This window comes from Duganella callida (assembly GCF_004614165.1).
GTDB classification, from domain to species: domain Bacteria; phylum Pseudomonadota; class Gammaproteobacteria; order Burkholderiales; family Burkholderiaceae_D; genus Rugamonas; species Rugamonas callida.
This window is the reverse complement of the sequence record NZ_SPVG01000191.1, coordinates 52,946-71,133: the sequence shown is the minus strand read 5'-3', so window position 1 is coordinate 71,133 and position 18,188 is coordinate 52,946. Positions and strand designations below refer to the sequence as shown.

The window sequence follows — 18,188 nt, the reverse complement described above, 5'->3', positions numbered from 1 at the left end:
ACTAGTGCTTGGCCTCGCCGATCAGCGCGACCGAGTCGAACTCGCGCTGGTTGGCCTTGTGCTTGCGCAGGATTTGCAGCATGGTGCCGGCCAGGAACAGGCCGAACAGCATGATGATGATGTCCAGGTTCAGGTGCGCGCGCAGCATCAGCGAGTACACCGCCAGCATGGTCAGGATCGACAGGTTCTCGTTAAAGTTCTGCACCGCGATCGAATGGCCCGCGCTCATCAGCACGTGGCCGCGGTGCTGCAGCAGCGCGTTCATCGGCACCAGGAAGAAGCCGCCCAGCAGGCCGACCAGCACCAGCAGCGGATACGCCAGCTTGACCGAATGGATCATGGTCATGCTCATCACGATCACCCCCATGGCGATGCCGACCGGGATCACGGTCAGCGACTTGCGCAGCGAGATGAAGCGCGCCGACATCACCGCGCCCAGCGCTACGCCGATCGCCACCACGCCGACCAGGCTGGTCGACTGTTCATAGCTCAGATGCAGGGTGCGGTTGGCCCATTCCAGTACGATGAATTGCAGCGTTTGCGCCGCGCCCCAGAACAAGGTGGTGACGCCAAGCGAAATCTGGCCCAGCTTGTCTTTCCACAGCAGGCCGTAGCAGTTGGCGAAATCGCTGATCAGTTTGACCGGATTGCGCTCCTGGTGGCCATACTTGCAGCCGGTGTCGGGAATGCGGGTGTTGAATAGCGCCGCCAGCGCATAAATGCCGACCACCACGCACAGCGCGGCCTTGGTCGGCGTGTCGACGCCGGTATCGATCAGCGGCATGTCGAAGCCCAGCAGCATGGAGGAAATGCGGTCGCCGACCAGCGCGCCGCCCATCACGGTGCCGAAGATAATCGACAGCACGGTCAAGCCTTCGACCCAGCCATTGGCGGCCACCAGTTTTTCAGGCGGCAGCAATTCGGTGAGAATGCCGTACTTGGCCGGCGAATAGACGGCGGCGCCGAAGCCCACCACGGCGTAGGCCAGCAGCGGATGGACGTGCGCAAACATCAATAAACATCCCGCCACCTTGATCAGGTTGGAGATGAACATGACTTTACCTTTTGGCATCGAATCGGCAAACGCGCCGACAAATGCCGCCAACAGCACATAAAAGAGGGTAAATGACAGCTTCAGGAGCGGCGTGATCCACCCTGGAGATTTCATCGATACCAGCAGGTCGATCGCAACAAATAGCAGCGCATTGTCCGCCAGGGACGAAAAAAACTGCGCTGCCATGATGGTATAAAAACCACGATTCATTCTGGGGTGTGCCTGAAAACTTATCTGGCTTGCTTTATACCATGCTTTGTTCGTATCCCCAAGAATTGAGCAGCGCGGCTGTGACCTCACGCGGTAAAATAGCGGTTTCCCTTACTCACCCGAATTTGTCGTATGCCGAGGCCCATCCTAGCCACTATCCACGTCTCCTCCATGCAGCACAACCTGGCCCTGGCCAAGGCCAGATCCCCCGGCGCCAAGGCGTGGGGCGTGTTGAAGGCCAATGGATACGGCCACGGCCTGGAGCGCGCCATGCGCGGCTTTGCCGAAGCCGACGGCCTGGCGCTGATCGAGGTCGATAATGCCGTCCGCTTGCGCGAGCTGGGTTGGAAAAAACCGATCCTGTTATTGGAGGGCTTCTTCAGTCCGGCCGACCTGCACACCATGGCCGGTTACGAGCTGCAGGCGGCGGTGCATTGCGACGATCAGCTGGAGTGGCTGGAAGCGGCGCAGCACGATCTGGCCGAGCGCGGCATCCGCTTTCACCTGCATCTGAAAATGAACACCGGCATGAACCGCCTGGGCTTCACGCCGGACGCCTATGCCGCCGCGCACGCACGTCTGCGCGCGATCGCCTGCGTCGGCGACATCACGCTGATGACGCACTTCGCCAACGCCGACGATATCGACCATCCGCTGCTGCCGATCACCGAGCAGATCCGCCGCTTCGAGCGGGGCGCGGCCGGTCTGCCGGGCCAGCGCAGCCTGTCGAATTCGGCCGCCGTGCTGCTGCATCGCGGTCTGCAAAACGACTGGATCCGTCCCGGCATCATGCTGTACGGCGGCACGCCGGGCGGTGGCAGCGCCGAGGAATTCGGCCTGCGGCCGGCCATGACCTTGAGCAGCGAGATCATCGGCATCCAGGACGTCGCCGCCGGCGAAGTGGTGGGCTACGGCAGCCGCTTCCAGGCCGAAGGCCCGGTGCGCATCGGCGTGGTGGCCTGCGGCTATGCCGACGGCTATCCGCGCGTGGCGCCGCTGGGCACCCCGGTGCTGGTCGATGGCGTGCGCACCCGCCTGGTCGGCCGCGTGTCGATGGACATGCTGACGGTGGACCTGAGCGAACTGCCGCAGGCGCGCATCGGCAGCAAGGTCACGCTGTGGGGGCAGGGTCTGCCGATCGACGAGGTGGCCAATGCCGCCGGCACCATCGGCTATGAGCTGATGTGCGCCCTGGCGCCGCGCGTGCCCGTGGTCGAGGGCTGAGCGCATGGCCAAGGCTAAAACCAATTTCGTCTGTTCCGATTGCGGCGCCATCGCCAACAAGTGGACCGGGCAATGCTCGTCCTGCCACCAGTGGAATACGATGGTGGAATCGGTGATCGAGACCGGCGGCAACAACCGCTATTCGCAGCCGGCGCACCTGTCGCTGGCGCAGACCGCGCCGGTGCTGTCGCTGGCCGATATCGATGCGATCGACGTGCCGCGCTTCGGTACCGGTATCGAGGAGTTCGACCGCGTGCTGGGCGGAGGCCTGGTGTCGGGCGGGGTGGTGCTGATCGGCGGCGATCCGGGCATCGGCAAGTCGACCCTGCTGCTGCAGGCGCTGGCCAATGTCTCGCATCTGAAAAAGGTTTTATATGTGTCGGGCGAGGAGTCGGGCGCGCAGATCGCGCTGCGCGCCAAGCGGCTGGCCATCGACGCGCGCGATCTCAAGCTGCAGGCCGAGATCCAGCTGGAGAAAATCCTCGCCACGCTGGCCGATCTGAAGCCGGAAGTGGCGGTGATCGATTCGATCCAGACCTTGTATTCCGACGCGCTGAGTTCCGCGCCCGGTTCGGTGGCGCAGGTGCGCGAATGTGCGGCGCAGCTGACCCGTGCCGCCAAGCAGACCGGCGTGACCATCATTCTGGTCGGTCACGTCACCAAGGAAGGCGCGCTGGCCGGACCGCGGGTGCTGGAACACATCGTCGACACGGTGCTGTATTTCGAGGGCGACAGTCATTCGAGCTTCCGCCTGGTGCGGGCGATCAAGAACCGTTTTGGTGCGGTGAATGAGCTGGGCGTGTTCGCCATGACGGAGAAGGGACTGAAAGGCGTGTCGAATCCGTCGGCGCTGTTCCTGTCGCAGCACGACAGCCAGGTGCCCGGCTCCTGCGTGATGGTAACGCAGGAAGGCACCCGGCCGCTGCTGGTGGAAATCCAGGCGCTGGTGGACGCCAGCCATCTGCCCAACGCGCGCCGTTTGTCGGTGGGCCTGGAGCAGAACCGGCTGGCGATGCTGCTGGCGGTGCTGCACCGGCATGCGGGCATCGCCGCCTTCGATCAGGACGTGTTCATCAATGCCGTCGGCGGGGTGAAGATTTCCGAGCCGGCGGTCGACCTGGCGGTGCTGTTGGCGATCAATTCGTCGATGCGCAACAAGGCGCTGCCGCGCGGCTTCGTGGTGTTCGGCGAGGTGGGGCTGGCGGGCGAGATCCGGCCGGCGCCGCGCGGGCAGGAGCGCCTGCGCGAGGCGGCCAAGCTGGGTTTTTCGATGGCGATGATCCCCACCGCCAACGCGCCCAAGCAAGCGATTGAAGGCATGACCATCATCGCTGTTGACCGGATCGATGATGCGTTCAATAAGCTGCGCGAAATCCAATAACGTTGTATTGTTCTGTGTTGTAATCAGTAAGTGCTTAGCGAAACAAAGGATAGGAAAGTGTTAGTTGATCAAAGGGCCGGCGCACGTAAGATCGTGCGTGCCAAAGCAGTTGTTGTAATGGATGGCATGCCGCCGCTTCAGGGCCGCACCATCGACCTCACCGCGAACGGGTTGTCGCTCACTTTCGACCACAAGCTGGCGACCGGTGATATCGGCATGGTGTCGTTCGAGTTGTTCGTCGAGGGCAGGGCGCAGATTCTGACCTGCCGTTCGCGGGTGAATTACTGCATCTTCAGCGGTGATCATTTCAAGATCGGGTTCACTTTCATGAATCCGGATTTGGCCACCCAGGCCACCATCAACAAATTCCTGCGTTGATCCCGACGGGCCCCGTATAGCGGGCGCGCGGACGGATCAGACGGTTGGCTTGCACCTGCTCCAGTGCATGCGCGAGCCAGCCGACACATCTCCCCACAGCAAACAAGACGAAAGGCGCCTCGTCCGGCAGGCCGCAACTCGCCGTCAGCAGCGACAGGGCATAGTCGATGTTGGGCAGTTCGCCGGCTTGCAGTTCGGCGGCGCTGGCCAGGGATGCATAGGGTTCCATTTTCGGTAGCAATTTGATCAGGGCCTGGGCGCGCGGATCGCCATCGGGGTAGAGCGGATGGCCGAAGCCGGGGAGAGCGTGGCGGTCGGCGAGCCATTCGTGCACGGCTTGCGCGGCACCGCTTTGTCGGGCCTGCGCGGCGAGCAGGGCGAATTCCCTGGCCGCGCCGCCGTGTAGCGGGCCGGTCAGCGTGGTGAAGCCGGCCAGCACGCCGGCCGCCAGCGAGGCGCCGGTCGAGATGGCGACCCGGCAGGCGAAGGTAGAGGCGTTCAGTTCGTGGTCGGCCATCAGCACCAGCGCGCGGCGCAGCAGGTCTTCATGCGGCTGCGCGTTCCAGCACCCGGCCAGCCGGCGGCTGATGGCTGCGTGCGGCGCTGCCGCCGGGCCGGCGATGGCGTCGACCAGTGCGGTGACGACAGTCGCGGCTTCGACGCGCAGGTCGGCCACCGGTCGGCCCAGCGAGGGCGGGTCGATGGCGCTGCGTCGGGCCAGAGCCAGCAGTCCGTCTTCCAGCGCGCTGCGGGCGGACGGTGCGGGCACGGCTTGCACGGCGAAGGTGTCCGTGCGCGCCGTCACGAGTGAGCCAGCTGCGGCGGCAGCGCAGCCCCCGGCCGGGGCGCTGTTGTTGCCGGACGCGCCGCCGGCGGTATCGCATTGCCATAACAGTGCGGCGATATCCTCGAGGCTGGCGGTGTCGGCCAGCGTGATGGCGTCGTGGCCGCGGTAGAGCAGGCGGCCGTCGAGGGCGGTGGAAATGGCGGAAGGCAGCACCGGGTCGCCGTATTGCATGGCCTGCGTGCTGACCGCTTCGACCTTGCGCCGGCCATTGGCGCGGCGCGCCATGCGCAGCACGTCATCGCGGTGGTAGAGGCTGCGGCGCGGATCGTCAGCGTCAGGCCGCGCGCGGATCTTGCCGCGGCTGACGCTGGCGTACAGCGTTTGCGGGCGGACATTCAGCACGTGCAGGGCTTCGGCGGCGGTCATCCAGACCATGGGCGCTTCCTATGTTGACGGTTCAAGTCAAGATTGACGCTCAGTGACGCACGGTCCTAAGCTGCGGCCAAGCATAACTTAACTGGAGCTTCCATGTCTGCCACTTCCCGTCAGTTGCTGCATGCCGCCTGGTCGGCGCTGGACTTGCCTTCGTCGTCGCTGGACGCGGTGACGTTCGTCGGCGAAGGCGATCTGCCGTCGTATTTCGCCACTACCGATCTGGCGGCGGCGTCGGTGGCTGCGGCGGCGCTGGCGGTGCGCGACTTGATGGGGCTGCAGGGCGATCCGCTGGGCGCGGTGCGCGTGGACCGGCGGCTGGCGTCGCTGTGGTTCGGCTGGTCGATACACCCGGTCGGCTGGACGCTGGCGCCGCTGTGGGACGCGGTGGCGGGCGATTATCCGGCGGCGGATGGCTGGATACGTCTGCACACCAACGCGCCGCATCATCGTGCGGCGGCGCTGGCGGTGCTCGGGTGTGATGCCGATCGGGATGCGGTGGCGCGCGCGGTCCGGCAGTGGCGAGGCGGCGAACTGGAGGCGGCACTGGTCGCACGGGGCGGCTGTGCGGCGGCGATGCGGTCGATGGCGGAATGGGCTGCGCATCCGCAGGGCAGGGCGGTCGCCGCTGAACCGCTGGTCGCGATGTCATTCCCGCATCTGACCTCCATGGAACCCCGGCGCAGAGCCAGCATGGATTCCCGCCCACGCGGGAACGGCGCGGCAGGGGCTGCTGCACTGGGCGGCTGGCGCTGGACGGCTGGGCGTCCGCTGGCGGGATTGAAGGTACTGGATTTGACGCGCGTGCTGGCTGGCCCGGTGGCGACGCGCTTCCTGGCCGGCTACGGCGCCGACGTGCTGCGCATCGATCCGCCCGGCTGGAACGAACCCGGCGTCATTCCGGAAGTCACGCTGGGGAAGCGCTGCGCGCGACTCGATCTGCGGCTGCCGGCGGACCGCGCCAGGTTCGAGGACTTGCTGGCGCAGGCCGATATTCTGGTGCATGGCTACCGTCCCGACGCGCTGGAACGGCTCGGCTTCGGGGCGCAGTTCCGGCGTCGGCACAACCCCGGCCTGATCGATGTCGCGCTGAATGCTTACGGCTGGAGCGGTCCGCTGGCCGGCCGGCGCGGCTTCGACAGCCTGGTGCAGATGAGCTGCGGCATCGCCGAGCACGGCATGCGGCAGCAGGGCGCGGACCAGCCGGTGCCCCTGCCGGTGCAGGCGCTTGACCATGCGACCGGCTATCTGATGGCCGCCGCCGTGGTGCGCGGCCTGATCGCGCGACTGGCGGAAGGCAAGCCGTTGCAAGCCCGACTATCGCTGGCCCGCACGGCCCGCTGGCTGAGCGGCGCGCCGGCGCCGTCGGGCGCATCCGCGTTGACGCTGGCGCCGGCCGGGGCGGCCGACCTGGCGCCGCGGCTCGAGCGGACCGAATGGGGAGCGCTGCGCCGTCTGCAACCGCCGGTGACCATCGATGGCGCGCCCATGGCCTGGTCGCGGCCCGCCGCCAGCCTGGGTTCGTCCCTGCCAAACTGGGATTAAGGGGTGATTTCCGGTTTGTTCTTGAGTTTGCATAGTTTGTTCATATTGCATATTATGTAAACTATCCAAGTCGGAAACGATACCATGGCCACTTCCAGCGTTACCTCCACCACCAGCAGCAACAGCTCGCAGATCTCGACCGACGTCTACAATCGCGTCCAGCAGACTATGTCCCAGCAAAACACCGGGGCGTCCAAGCTGAACGATATGCTGACCAAGGACCAGACCAAGCTGTCGGCGCTGGGTCAGCTGCAGAGCGCGCTGTCCAGCTTCCAGTCCATCGCCGCCGCCCTGTCGGGCAACGGCCTGAGCACCAGCGCCGGCAGCTCGTCGAAGTCGGTATTGACCGCCACCTCCACCGGCTCGGCCAAATCCGGCAGCTACGCCGTGGAGGTCAAACAACTGGCCCAAGGCCAATTCCTGACCAGCGATTCCTTCCCCGCCGCCGACAGCAAGATCGGCGGTGGCGCATTGACGACCGTCAAGATCGACTTCGGCACCGCCGCCAGCCCGTTTGCCCAGGGTGACGCCGCCAGCAAGACCATCACCATCGATAGCAGCAACAACACGCTGGACGGCATCGCCGCCGCGTTCAAGGATGCCGGCATGGACGTCAAGGTGGTCAAGGACAGCGACGGCAAGGCATCGCTGTCCATCGTCGGCCCGGACGGCGCCGCCAACAGCATGCGCATCAGCGTCAGCGGCGACGCCGCGTTGAAAAACCTGCTGGCCTTCGACCCGGACGGCACGCAGAAACTGAAACAGACCCAGGCCGCGCAGGACGCCATCCTGAGCGTGGACGGCGGCAAGGAAATCAGGAGCGCCTCCAACACCATCAAGGACAGCGCCATCGCCGGCGCCACGCTGAACCTGGTGGCGGCCGGCAAGAGCGACGTCACCATCACCCAGGATGCCAGCCAGATCGGCAACAACCTGAAAGCCTTCGTCGCCGCCTATAACGACCTCAACGCCAAGATGCAAGCCTTGCAGAAAGGCGATCTGAAGTCCGACACCGCCATGACCCAGGCCGCCAATGCCATGGGCATGCTGCTGAAGACCGGCGGCGGGCTGGTGTCGACCACCGCGCTGGCCGCGGCCGGCGTCACCCAGGACAAGAACGGCAACATGGTGATCGACGACAGCAAGCTGCAGGCGGCGCTGAGCAAGGATTCGGCGGCGGTCGGCAAGCTGTTCACCAACGACGGCAAGGGCATCGCCGACCTGATGGCGGCCAAGGCCGCGTCGCTGACCTCGAGCAGCAGCGTGCTGGCCAAGGAAACCACGCTGACCAGCAACGACATCACCAGCGTCAACCACAAGCGCGCCGCGCTCAGTAAGGCGTTGACGGCGCAGGCCAACGCGCTGGCGGCGTTCTACACCGCCCAGGCCCAGGCCGGCGGCGGCAGCGCCATCAACGGCACCGGTGCCGGCAGCCTGTTCGATATTCTGGGCTGAGATTTCTCAGGAATTTCCTTGCATCCGGACCGGCTATGCCCGATCATCACGGCTTGTGATTGAATCCCATCTCGGAGGTGTTATGGCAGGGAAGTTCGTTGGCGCGGCGCTGTTGGCGGCCGGTTTGATGGTAAGCGCGGGGCAGGCTGCAGCCCAGGCGCAAGAGGAAAAAGTCCTCAATATCTATAACTGGTCGGACTATATCGCCGAGGATACGGTTAAGAATTTTGAAAAAGAAACCGGCATCAAGGTCCGTTACGACCTGTTCGATAACAACGAAATCCTGAACTCCAAGCTGGTGGCCGGCAAATCCGGCTACGACATCGTGGTGCCGACCGCGCAATGGGCGCGTCTGCAGATCGATGGCAAGCTGCTGCGCAAGCTGGACAAGTCCAAGCTGCCGAATCTGAAGAACCTCGATCCGGCGATCCAGGCCAAGCTGGCCAACATCGATCCGGGCAACGATTACCTGGTGGACTGGCTGTGGGGCTACACCACGGTCGGCATCAACGTCAACAAGGTGAAGGCGGCGCTGGGCGGCATGCCGATGCCGGACAACGCCTGGGAACTGGTGTTCAATCCGAAATACGCCGCCAAGCTGAAATCGTGCGGTATTTCCTTCCTCGACTCGCCGTCCGAGGTGCTGCCGCCGGCGCTGATTTATGCCGGCAAGCCGGCCTTCTCGAAGAACGCCGCCGATTACGCCGAGGCGGCCAAGGTGCTGCAGGCGATCCGCCCGTATGTGACCTTGTTCAGTTCGTCCGGCTACATCAATGACATGGCCAATGGCGCCGTGTGCGTGGCGCTGGGCTGGTCGGGCGACATCAACATCGCGCGTCAGCGCGCGATCGACGCCAAGAACGGCAATGTGATCGAGGTGCTGGTGCCGAAGACCTCGGCCGCGCTGGTGTTCGACACCATGGCGATCCCGGCCGACGCGCCGCACCCGAACAATGCGCACCTGTGGATCAACTACATCATGCGTCCGGAGGTGCACGCCAGCCTGACCAACAAGGTGTTTTACGCCAATCCGAACGCGGCCAGCGTCAAGTTGGTGCGCAAGGATATCGCCGGCAACAAGACGGTGTTTTTGTCCGAGGAGGACAAGAAACGCATGACCCCGCCTGAAGCGGTGCCGGCCGACATCCGCCGCAACATCACCCGCATCTACACCAAGTTCAAGACCGGCGTGTAAACGGTGAACGGCGCGAGTGGCGTGGTCCTTGGGGACACGCCGCTGGCGCCGTAGGCTTCGGATGAAGCAGAGTGCTATTCGTGATAGCGGTCGATGAGTCTGTCTTTGCTGCCGCGCGTTTCCTGCACCAGCTCATAAACAACCAGGGCGATCATGCCTCCAAAGATGCCCATCGTGAGTAAGCTGAACATCATGATGGCCTCCCACTCGCAGTTGATGCAATTAAACTTTAGCAGATGCGAGTGGCTTTACAAGCCTATTTCACCACCAGGTCGGCGGCCATCACGGCTTTCAGATAGACACTGGCGGCGTCGCCAGGATCGCGCTGGGCGAACCACCAGGCGCTGGCCTTGCGGATGTCCCATTCCAGATCGTCGCCGGTCAGCAGCATGGCGGCGACCTGGCCCAGCGTCGGCTGATGGCCGACCACCAGCACGGTATCCTTGTTGCCCGGCCAGTTGACGGCCTTGAGGATGTCGGCCGGATCGGCGCCCGGCGCCAGATCGGTGTGGATCTTGAATTTGCGGTTCAGCGCTTCCACCGTCTGCAGCGTGCGCACCGCCGGGCTGGACAGAATCTTGCAGCTGTCCGGCAGCTGCGTGTTCAGCCATTGCCCCATGCGGCGCGCCTGCTTCTGGCCCTTGCCGGTCAGCGCCCGTTCCAGATCGGTCATGCCGGGAGCGGCGTCTTCCGCCTCCGCATGCCGCCATAAAATGAGATCCATGTTTTTCTCCTGGCTTCTATCTCAGACACATTTGAAAACAGATCCCCACCGCGCACCTCCCGGCGCGCCGGTGCTCATTCCCCCAGATGGCTTTGCGGCGTGCCCAGCGTGTCCATCAGGTGCTGCTGGGCGCTGAACGCGGCCTGCTTGCCGCGCGCCTTGCGGCGCTGGTAGTGGCCGTCCGCTTCCAGTTCCCAGGCATTCATATTGTCCTTCAAATACGGGGTCAGGCCTTCGGCCATCACCCGCCGTTTCAGCGCCTTGTCCAGCACCGGGAAGGCGACTTCGATCCGGCGGAACAGGTTGCGGCTCATCCAGTCCGCGCTGGCCAGGTAGGTGTCGTGCGCCAGGTCGTTGCGGAAGTAATAGATGCGGCTGTGTTCCAGGAAGCGGCCGATGATGGAGCGCACCTTGATGTTTTCCGACAGGCCCGGCACGCCGGGCTTGAGGGTGCAGGCGCCGCGCACGATCAGGTCGATCTTCACGCCATCCTTCGATGCCGCGTACAGCGCGCGGATCACCGATTCGTCCACCAGTGCATTGATTTTAACAATAATCCGCCCCGGACGTCCCGCGCGCGCGATGCGCGCCTCGTTGCGGATCGCCTTGATGATCTCGTTCTGCAGCGCGAACGGCGCCAGCCACAGGTGCGTCAGCCGGTGCGGCTTGGTCAGCGAGGTCAGGTGGATGAACACTTCGTTGACCTCCTGGCTGATGCCGGGGTGGCAGGTCAGCAGGCCGAAGTCGGTGTAGAACTTGGTGGTGGTCGGGTGGTAGTTGCCGGTGCCGAGATGGGCGTAGTAGCGCAGCTTGTTGTCCTCGCGGCGTATCACCAGCGCCACCTTGGCGTGGGTCTTCAGGCCGACCACGCCATACACCACCTGGGCGCCGGCCTGTTCCAGCTTGTCGGCCCAGTTGATGTTGGCTTCCTCGTCGAAGCGCGCCTTGAGTTCGACAATGACCGTGACTTCCTTGCCGGCCCTGGCGGCGGCGATCAGCGACTCCATCAGGTCCGAGTTCATGCCGGTGCGGTAAATCGTCTGCTTGATCGCCACCACATTGGGGTCGTGCGCGGCGGCGCGGATGAAATCGATCACCGTCTGGAACGACTGATAAGGATGGTGCAGCAGGATATCGTTTTCACGCAGGGCCGCAAAAATATCCTGGCTGGTGGTCTTGTGCGCCACGCCGGGGAAGAACGGCGGGAAGCGCAGCGCCGGGTTGTTGACGTGATCCATGATCTCGTTCAGGCGCACCAGGTTCACCGGGCCGTTGACCGCATACAGCCGGCTCTGGTGCAGGCCGAACTGGTCGAGCAGGAATTGCGACAGCTCGGGCGGGCAGTTCTTGGCCACTTCCAGCCGTACCGAGGCGCCGAACTGGCGGCCGACCAGTTCGCCCTTGAGCGCCTGGCGCAGATTCTTCACCTCGTCCTCGTCCACCCACAGGTCGCTGTCGCGGGTGACGCGGAACTGCGAATAGCCGATCACCTCGCGGCCGGCGAACAGGTCGGAGATATGCGCGTGGATCACCGAGGACAGCAGACAGAACGAGATGCCGCCGCTTTTCGACAGGTGGTCGGGCAGGCGGATCACGCGCGGCAACACGCGCGGCGCCTTGACGATGGCGATGCCGGTGCCGCGGCCGAAGGCGTCCTTGCCGGTCAGCGAGACGATGAAATTCAGGCTCTTGTTCACCACCTGCGGAAACGGGTGGGCCGGGTCGAGGCCGATCGGCGTCAGCAGCGGGCGCACCTCGGTGTCGAAATATTCCTTGACCCAGGCGCGCTGCGCTTCATTGCGCTCGTTGTGGCGCACCAGGTGGATGCCGTTGACGGCCATCTCCGGCAGGATTTCGTTGTTGAGGATGCCATATTGGTGCGCCACCAGCTCGTGGCACTCCTGGCTGACCCGGGACAGGGTGGCCACCAGGGCCGGGTGGCTGGCCAGCGAGCCGTCCACCGCGCCGGCCGCCAGCAGGCTGGCCACGCGCACTTCAAAAAATTCGTCGAGGTTGCTGCTGCAGATGCACAGGTAACGCAGACGCTCTAATAAGGGAATGCTTTTATCTTCGGCTTGCGCCAGCACCCGGCGGTTGAACATCAGTTGCGACAGTTCCCGGTCCAGAAAAGCCGAGTTCTTATTTACTTCCGCATGCAAGTCAGGCTTCATGTCTTTTTAATCACTTTGCAGGTCACTCCATTCTAGCGCGTTTAGCCAAGAATGATTGCAACAGTGTAAAGAGGAAATATGACAACACCGTGACAAAGCATGTCATAAATCGCGCCGAATTATGACAAGGCGGCGTAACATGGCGCGGCAAGACCGCATGTTTACAGAGGGAGCAGGGCTGGAAAGAATATTTTTAAGATATTTTGGCCATGTCATAAAGCTGTCATAAACGACCGTTACACTGCGCAGCATCCTAACCTGTCATAACAAAGGACTTGAAATGCGACTGAAACAAATGATCTCTTCCCTGATGGTAGGCGCAGCGGCTGTCATGGCCTTCTCGTCGGCTGCCACCGCCGCCGATATGACCGGCGCCGGCGCGACCTTCCCCTACCCGATCTACGCCAAGTGGGCCGAGACGTACAAAGCATCCACCGGCAACGGTCTGAACTACCAGTCGGTCGGTTCGGGCGCCGGCATCAAGCAAATCAAGGCCAAGACCGTCGACTTCGGCGCTTCGGACATGCCGCTGGCAGCCGAGGAACTGGACAAGGAAGGCCTGACCCAGTTCCCGGCCATCATGGGCGGCGTGGTGACCGTGGTGAACATCGACGGCGTCAACCCAGGCCAGCTGAAGCTGACCGGTCCGGTCGTGGCCGACATCTACCTGGGCAAGATCACCAAGTGGAATGACCAGGCGATCACCGCCCTGAACCCGGGCGTGAAACTGCCGGCCGACGAAATCACCGTGGTGCACCGCGCCGACGGTTCCGGCACCTCGTTCCTGTTCACCGACTTCCTGTCGAAGACCAATGCCGAATTCAAGACCAAGATCGGCGCATCGACCGCGGTGAAATGGATCGTCGGCGTGGGCGGCAAGGGCAACGAAGGCGTGGCCGCCAACGTGCAGCGCATCAAAGGCTCGATCGGCTACGTCGAATGGGCCTACGCCAAGAAGAACAAGATGACCCACACCCAGCTGAAGAACAAGGACGGCAACTTCCTGCAGCCGGACGACGAGTTCTTCAAGGCCGCCGCCTCGAACGCCGAGTGGACCAAGACCCCGGGCTTCGGCGTGGTGCTGACCGACCAGGCCGGCAAAAACTCGTGGCCGATCACCGGCGTGTCGTTCATCCTGATGCACAAGGTGCAGGCTGACGCTGCCAAGGGCAAGGAAGTCGTGAAGTTCTTCGACTGGGCCTTCAAGAACGGCGGCGCCGCTGCCACCGAACTGGACTACGTTCCACTGCCAGCCAACGTTGTCAAGCTGGTGCAGGATTCCTGGAAAGCCAACCTGAAAGACGCTGCGGGCAAGGCCATCTACTAATCCCTGATTCCCTTCGCCGCCAGCAGTCGCGGCGGCGAGGGGGTTAGCCTGCGGCTCCCGGCCGGGACCCGCAGGCTAGCTTACATCATCGAGACAACAATATGAGCGCAGATATCACTTCCTCGCCACTATCCAAATCGGAGCCGGCCTTGGCCACATCCAGCAACCACGCCGTGAGCGCGGCCGACCAGGCCGCAATGCAGAACATGCTGCGGGTGATGCGCAAGCAGCGTATCCAGGATTTCTTCTTCCACAAGACCACCATGCTGTTCGCCTTGTCGGTGCTGGCGGTCCTGCTCGGTATTATCATTTCGCTGATGGTCGGCGCCTGGCCGGCGTTCAAGGAATTCGGCCCCGGCTTCATCTCCACGGTCGAATGGGATCCTGTCAACGACCAGTACGGCGCGCTGATCGCCATCGTCGGCACCCTGGCCACCTCCGGCATCGCGCTGCTGATCGCCTTCCCGGTGTCGTTCGGCATCGCGCTGTTCCTGACCGAGATCTGCCCGCCGTCGCTGCGCCGTCCGCTGGGCACCGCGGTGGAACTGCTGGCCGGCATCCCGTCCATCATTTACGGCATGTGGGGCCTGTTCGTGTTCGCGCCGCTGTTCGGCGACTACGTGCAACCGCTGCTGAAGAATACCCTCGGCCACCTGCCGCTGATCGGCGAGCTGTTCCAGGGACCGACGATGGGCATCGGCATCCTGACCGCCGCGCTGATCCTGGCCGTGATGATCATCCCGTTCATCTCCTCGGTGATGCGCGACGTGTTCGAGATCGTGCCGGCCGTGCTGAAGGAATCGGCGTACGGCCTGGGCTGTACCCGCTGGGAAGTGGTGCGCAAGATCGTGCTGCCGTACACCAAGACCGGCGTGGTCGGCGGCGTCATGCTGGGCCTGGGCCGCGCGCTGGGGGAAACCATGGCCGTCACCTTCGTGATCGGCAACGCCAACAAGCTGTCGATGTCGCTGTTCGCACCGGGCAACTCGATCGCCTCGACCCTGGCCAATGAATTCGCCGAATCGGACACGCCGCTGCACACCTCGTCGCTGTTCGCGCTGGCGCTGATCCTGTTCGTGATCACCTTTATCGTTCTGTCCGCAGCCAAGCTGATGTTGGCTGGCATGTCTCGCAAGGAAGGCACCAAGTAATGAGCGCAACCACTGAAAAAGCCGCGATGAATCCGGTTTATCGCAAGCGTTTGATGACGCACCGCATCGGCATCGCGCTGTCGGTGCTGGGCATGGCGATCGGCCTGATCGTGCTGGCCTGGATCCTGATCACGCTGGCCGTCAAGGGCTTCGGCGCGCTGAGCCTGCACATGTTCACCCAGACCACGCCGGCGCCGGGCAGCGAGGGCGGCGGCCTGATGAATGCGATCGTCGGCAGCCTGATGATCGTCACCCTGTCGACCCTGATTTCGACCCCGATCGGCATCCTGGCCGGCATCTATCTGGCCGAGTACGGCAACGAGAACAAGGTCGCCTCCGTGACCCGCTTCGTCACCGACATCATGCTGTCGGCGCCGTCGATCGTGATCGGCATGTTCGTCTGGGCCATGTATGTGGCCACCGCCAAGCACTATTCCGGTTATGCCGGTTCCATCGCGCTGGCGCTGATCGCCGTGCCGGTGGTGGTGCGCACCACCGACAACATGCTGCGCCTGGTGCCGAACAGCCTGCTGGAAGCCGCGTTCGCGCTGGGCGCGCCGCGCTGGAAGGTGGCGATGATGGTGCGTCTGCGCGCGGTCAAGGCCGGTGTGATCACCGGCGTGCTGCTGGCCGTGGCCCGTATCTCGGGCGAAACCGCGCCGCTGTTGTTCACCGCCCTGAACAACCAGTTCTTCAGCGCCGACATGAACGCGCCGATGGCCAACCTGCCGGTGGTGATCTACGGCTTCGCCATGAGCCCGTACGACAACTGGCGCGAACTGGCCTGGGGCGGCGCGCTGCTGGTGACCTTCAGCGTGCTCGCGCTGAACATCATCTCGCGCACCCTGTTTGCCCAAAAAGCACCGAACTAATTGATAAGCGAATCCATCCAATGAATACGCAACTGAGCCAAGAGAACACCGCCACCATGAATGCCGGCAAACGCAAAACCATCGAGATTTCGGGTCTGAATTTTTTCTACGGTAAGACCCAGAGCCTGCACAACGTCAGCCTGGACATCCATGAGCGCCAGGTGACGGCCTTCATCGGCCCGTCGGGCTGCGGCAAATCGACGCTGCTGCGCACGCTGAACCGCATGTACGACCTCTACCCGGGCCAGCGCGCCGAAGGTTCCATCCTGTACCGCGGCCGTAACATCCTGGAAGACGGCCAGGATCTGAACATGTTGCGCGCCAAGGTCGGCATGGTGTTCCAGAAGCCGACCCCGTTCCCGATGTCGATCTACGACAACATCGCCTTCGGCGTGCGCCTGTACGAAGACCTGTCGAAAGGCGAGATGGACGAGCGCGTCGAATGGGCGCTGAAGAAGGCCGCGCTGTGGACCGAGGTCAAGGACAAGCTGAGCAAGAGCGGCCTGTCGCTGTCCGGCGGCCAGCAGCAGCGTCTGTGCATCGCCCGCGGCGTGGCGGTCAAGCCCGACGTGCTGCTGCTGGACGAGCCGACCTCGGCGCTGGACCCGATCTCGACCTCGAAGGTGGAAGAGCTGATCAGCGAGCTGAAGCAGGATTACACCATCGCCATCGTCACCCACAACATGCAGCAGGCGGCCCGTTGCTCGGACTACACCGCCTATATGTACCTGGGCGAGCTGGTGGAGTTCGGCGAGACCGACCAGATCTTCATGAATCCGGCCCGCAAGGAAACCCAGGATTACATCACCGGCCGTTTCGGCTGATCAACCTTATAATACCAATTCGCAATCGGAGAGCAGCATGATCGGTGAGCATTCATCCAAGCAGTACGACAACGAACTCGAAGCCATCCGCAGCAAGGTGCTGCTGATGGGCGGCATCGTCGAGACCCAGTTCCTCGACGCCATGACCTGCTTCCGCATCGGCAACGCCGAGCGCGCCGACCGCGTGATGCGCGAGGACGACGCCGTCAACCAGCTGGAAGTGTCGCTGGACGACGCCTGCAGCCACCTGATCGTGCGCCGCCAGCCGGCCGCCAACGACCTGCGCACCATCATGGCCACGATCAAGGTCATCACCGACCTCGAGCGCATCGGCGACGAGGCCACCAAGATCGCCCGCACCGCCAAGGCGCTGCACGCGCGCGGCGCGGTGACGGTCAACCACTATGAAATGGTGCGCAACATCGCCAACAACACCAGCGACCTGCTGCACGACGCGCTGGATGCCTTCGCCCGCAACGACGGCAAGCAGGCACTGCAGCTGATTGCCCAGGATGCCGTGATCGACCACGAATTCCGCTCGATCATGCGCAACCTGATCACCTTCATGATGGAAGATCCGCGCACCATCTCGGCCGCGCTGGATACGCTGTGGGTGGCCAAGGCGATCGAACGCATCGGCGACCACGCCAAGAACATTGCGGAATACGTGATCTACGTCGTCGAGGGCAAGGACATCCGCCACAGCAAGTCCGCGCACACGGGCGAGCCTGAGCAAGCTGAATAAAACAAGAGATACATGGCATCCGATAAAACTACCGTATTGATCGTCGAAGACGAACCGGCCATCGTCGAGCTGGTGACGTTTTCGCTGCGCGAGGCAGGCTGGAACTGCTGCGCCGTCCAAAGCGCGGGCGAGGCCTGGGACTTCATCCAGAGCAAGACCCCGCAGCTGATCCTGCTGGACTGGATGTTGCCGGACTCGACCGGCATCCGGCTGCTGGCGCGCATCCGCGCCGACCGCCAGTTCAACGACATCCCGGTGATCATGCTGACCGCCAAGAGCATGGAAGAGGACAAGCTGGCCGGCCTCAACACCGGCGCCGACGATTACGTCACCAAGCCGTTCTCGCCGCGCGAGCTGCTGGCGCGCGCCAAGGCGCTGCTGCGGCGCAAGGCGCCCGAGCACGCGCAATCGGTGATGCGCGCCGCCAATATCGCGCTCGACCCGGTCAGCTGCACCGTCACCATGGACGAGAGCAAGATCGACATCGGCCATGCCGAATACAAGCTGCTGAAATTCCTGCTGGCGCATCCGGAACGCGTGTTCTCGCGCAGCCAGCTGCTGGACAAGGTGTGGGGCGACCACGTGGTGATCGAGGAACGCACCGTCGACGTCCACGTGTTGCGTCTGCGCAAGGCGCTGAAGGAAGCCGAGCATCTGATCAAAACCGTGCGTAGCGTCGGCTACATGCTGTCGGAAAAAACCTAAGTCTGCTG

At 63.6% G+C, this 18,188-nt stretch carries 16 protein-coding genes; 12 read left to right on the top strand and 4 right to left on the bottom strand.

Annotated elements, in window-relative coordinates:
* Position 1 precedes the first annotated feature (1 nt).
* On the bottom strand, positions 2–1,264 hold the full coding sequence (gene lplT, locus E4L98_RS19500; protein WP_135203205.1) for a lysophospholipid transporter LplT: 1,263 nt from the start codon (positions 1,262–1,264) through the stop codon (positions 2–4).
* A gap of 132 nt (positions 1,265–1,396) precedes the next feature.
* Here lplT and alr point away from each other — a divergent pair, with 132 nt between their 5' ends.
* The 3 genes from alr to E4L98_RS19485 are packed head-to-tail and all read left to right on the top strand — an operon-like array spanning position 1,397 to position 4,247.
* Positions 1,397–2,488, top strand: a complete 1,092-nt coding sequence (gene alr / locus E4L98_RS19495; protein ID WP_135203204.1) for an alanine racemase — start codon at positions 1,397–1,399, stop codon at positions 2,486–2,488.
* A 4-nt stretch (positions 2,489–2,492) separates the two neighbouring features.
* Complete coding sequence (radA, locus tag E4L98_RS19490; protein WP_135203203.1) at positions 2,493–3,869, top strand: DNA repair protein RadA; 1,377 nt, start codon at positions 2,493–2,495, stop codon at positions 3,867–3,869.
* A gap of 57 nt (positions 3,870–3,926) precedes the next feature.
* A complete protein-coding gene (locus E4L98_RS19485; protein ID WP_135203202.1) occupies positions 3,927–4,247 on the top strand; it encodes a PilZ domain-containing protein in 321 nt (106 codons plus the stop codon).
* Here the strand turns inward: E4L98_RS19485 and E4L98_RS19480 are convergent.
* Positions 4,228–5,469, bottom strand: a complete 1,242-nt coding sequence (locus tag E4L98_RS19480) for a citrate synthase family protein (RefSeq protein ID WP_135203201.1) — start codon at positions 5,467–5,469, stop codon at positions 4,228–4,230. The genes E4L98_RS19485 and E4L98_RS19480 overlap by 20 nt on opposite strands.
* A 93-nt stretch (positions 5,470–5,562) precedes the next feature.
* Here E4L98_RS19480 and E4L98_RS19475 point away from each other — a divergent pair, with 93 nt between their 5' ends.
* The 3 genes from E4L98_RS19475 to E4L98_RS19465 all read left to right on the top strand — a co-directional run bounded on the left by E4L98_RS19475 (position 5,563) and on the right by E4L98_RS19465 (position 9,661).
* Positions 5,563–7,011, top strand: coding sequence for a CoA transferase (locus E4L98_RS19475; RefSeq protein WP_135203200.1), 1,449 nt, complete (start codon positions 5,563–5,565; stop codon positions 7,009–7,011).
* Between the two features lie 84 nt (positions 7,012–7,095).
* Positions 7,096–8,466 (top strand): flagellar filament capping protein FliD, encoded by a 1,371-nt coding sequence (fliD, locus tag E4L98_RS19470; RefSeq protein ID WP_135203199.1) that lies wholly within the window; start codon positions 7,096–7,098, stop codon positions 8,464–8,466.
* Positions 8,467–8,548: 82 nt separating this feature from the next.
* The gene (locus E4L98_RS19465) at positions 8,549–9,661 is read left to right on the top strand and encodes a polyamine ABC transporter substrate-binding protein (protein ID WP_135203198.1); all 1,113 of its coding nucleotides are present in this window, start codon (positions 8,549–8,551) and stop codon (positions 9,659–9,661) included.
* Positions 9,662–9,917: 256 nt separating this feature from the next.
* Here E4L98_RS19465 and sixA read toward each other — a convergent pair whose 3' ends face one another.
* Positions 9,918–10,385, bottom strand: a complete 468-nt coding sequence (sixA, locus tag E4L98_RS19460; protein WP_135203197.1) for a phosphohistidine phosphatase SixA — start codon at positions 10,383–10,385, stop codon at positions 9,918–9,920.
* A 74-nt stretch (positions 10,386–10,459) separates the two neighbouring features.
* Positions 10,460–12,556 (bottom strand): polyphosphate kinase 1, encoded by a 2,097-nt coding sequence (gene ppk1 / locus E4L98_RS19455; protein ID WP_135203196.1) that lies wholly within the window; start codon positions 12,554–12,556, stop codon positions 10,460–10,462.
* 280 nt (positions 12,557–12,836) lie between these two features.
* Between ppk1 and pstS the strand changes: the two genes are divergently transcribed.
* The 6 genes from pstS to phoB all read left to right on the top strand — a co-directional run bounded on the left by pstS (position 12,837) and on the right by phoB (position 18,180).
* Positions 12,837–13,883 (top strand): phosphate ABC transporter substrate-binding protein PstS, encoded by a 1,047-nt coding sequence (gene pstS / locus E4L98_RS19450; RefSeq protein ID WP_135203195.1) that lies wholly within the window; start codon positions 12,837–12,839, stop codon positions 13,881–13,883.
* 197 nt (positions 13,884–14,080) lie between these two features.
* Entirely contained in the window at positions 14,081–15,034 is a 954-nt protein-coding gene (gene pstC, locus E4L98_RS19445; RefSeq protein ID WP_135203229.1) for a phosphate ABC transporter permease subunit PstC, read from the top strand.
* The gene (gene pstA / locus E4L98_RS19440) at positions 15,034–15,906 is read left to right on the top strand and encodes a phosphate ABC transporter permease PstA (RefSeq protein ID WP_135203194.1); all 873 of its coding nucleotides are present in this window, start codon (positions 15,034–15,036) and stop codon (positions 15,904–15,906) included. The genes pstC and pstA overlap by 1 nt, the downstream gene beginning before the upstream one ends.
* Positions 15,907–15,926: 20 nt before the next feature.
* A complete protein-coding gene (gene pstB / locus E4L98_RS19435; protein WP_135203193.1) occupies positions 15,927–16,730 on the top strand; it encodes a phosphate ABC transporter ATP-binding protein PstB in 804 nt (267 codons plus the stop codon).
* 37 nt (positions 16,731–16,767) lie between these two features.
* Positions 16,768–17,475, top strand: a complete 708-nt coding sequence (phoU, locus tag E4L98_RS19430; RefSeq protein ID WP_135203192.1) for a phosphate signaling complex protein PhoU — start codon at positions 16,768–16,770, stop codon at positions 17,473–17,475.
* A gap of 12 nt (positions 17,476–17,487) precedes the next feature.
* Positions 17,488–18,180 carry a phosphate regulon transcriptional regulator PhoB gene (gene phoB / locus E4L98_RS19425; RefSeq protein WP_135203191.1) on the top strand — a complete coding sequence of 231 codons (693 nt, stop codon included), beginning with the start codon at positions 17,488–17,490 and terminating at the stop codon, positions 18,178–18,180.
* Positions 18,181–18,188: the final 8 nt, after the last annotated feature.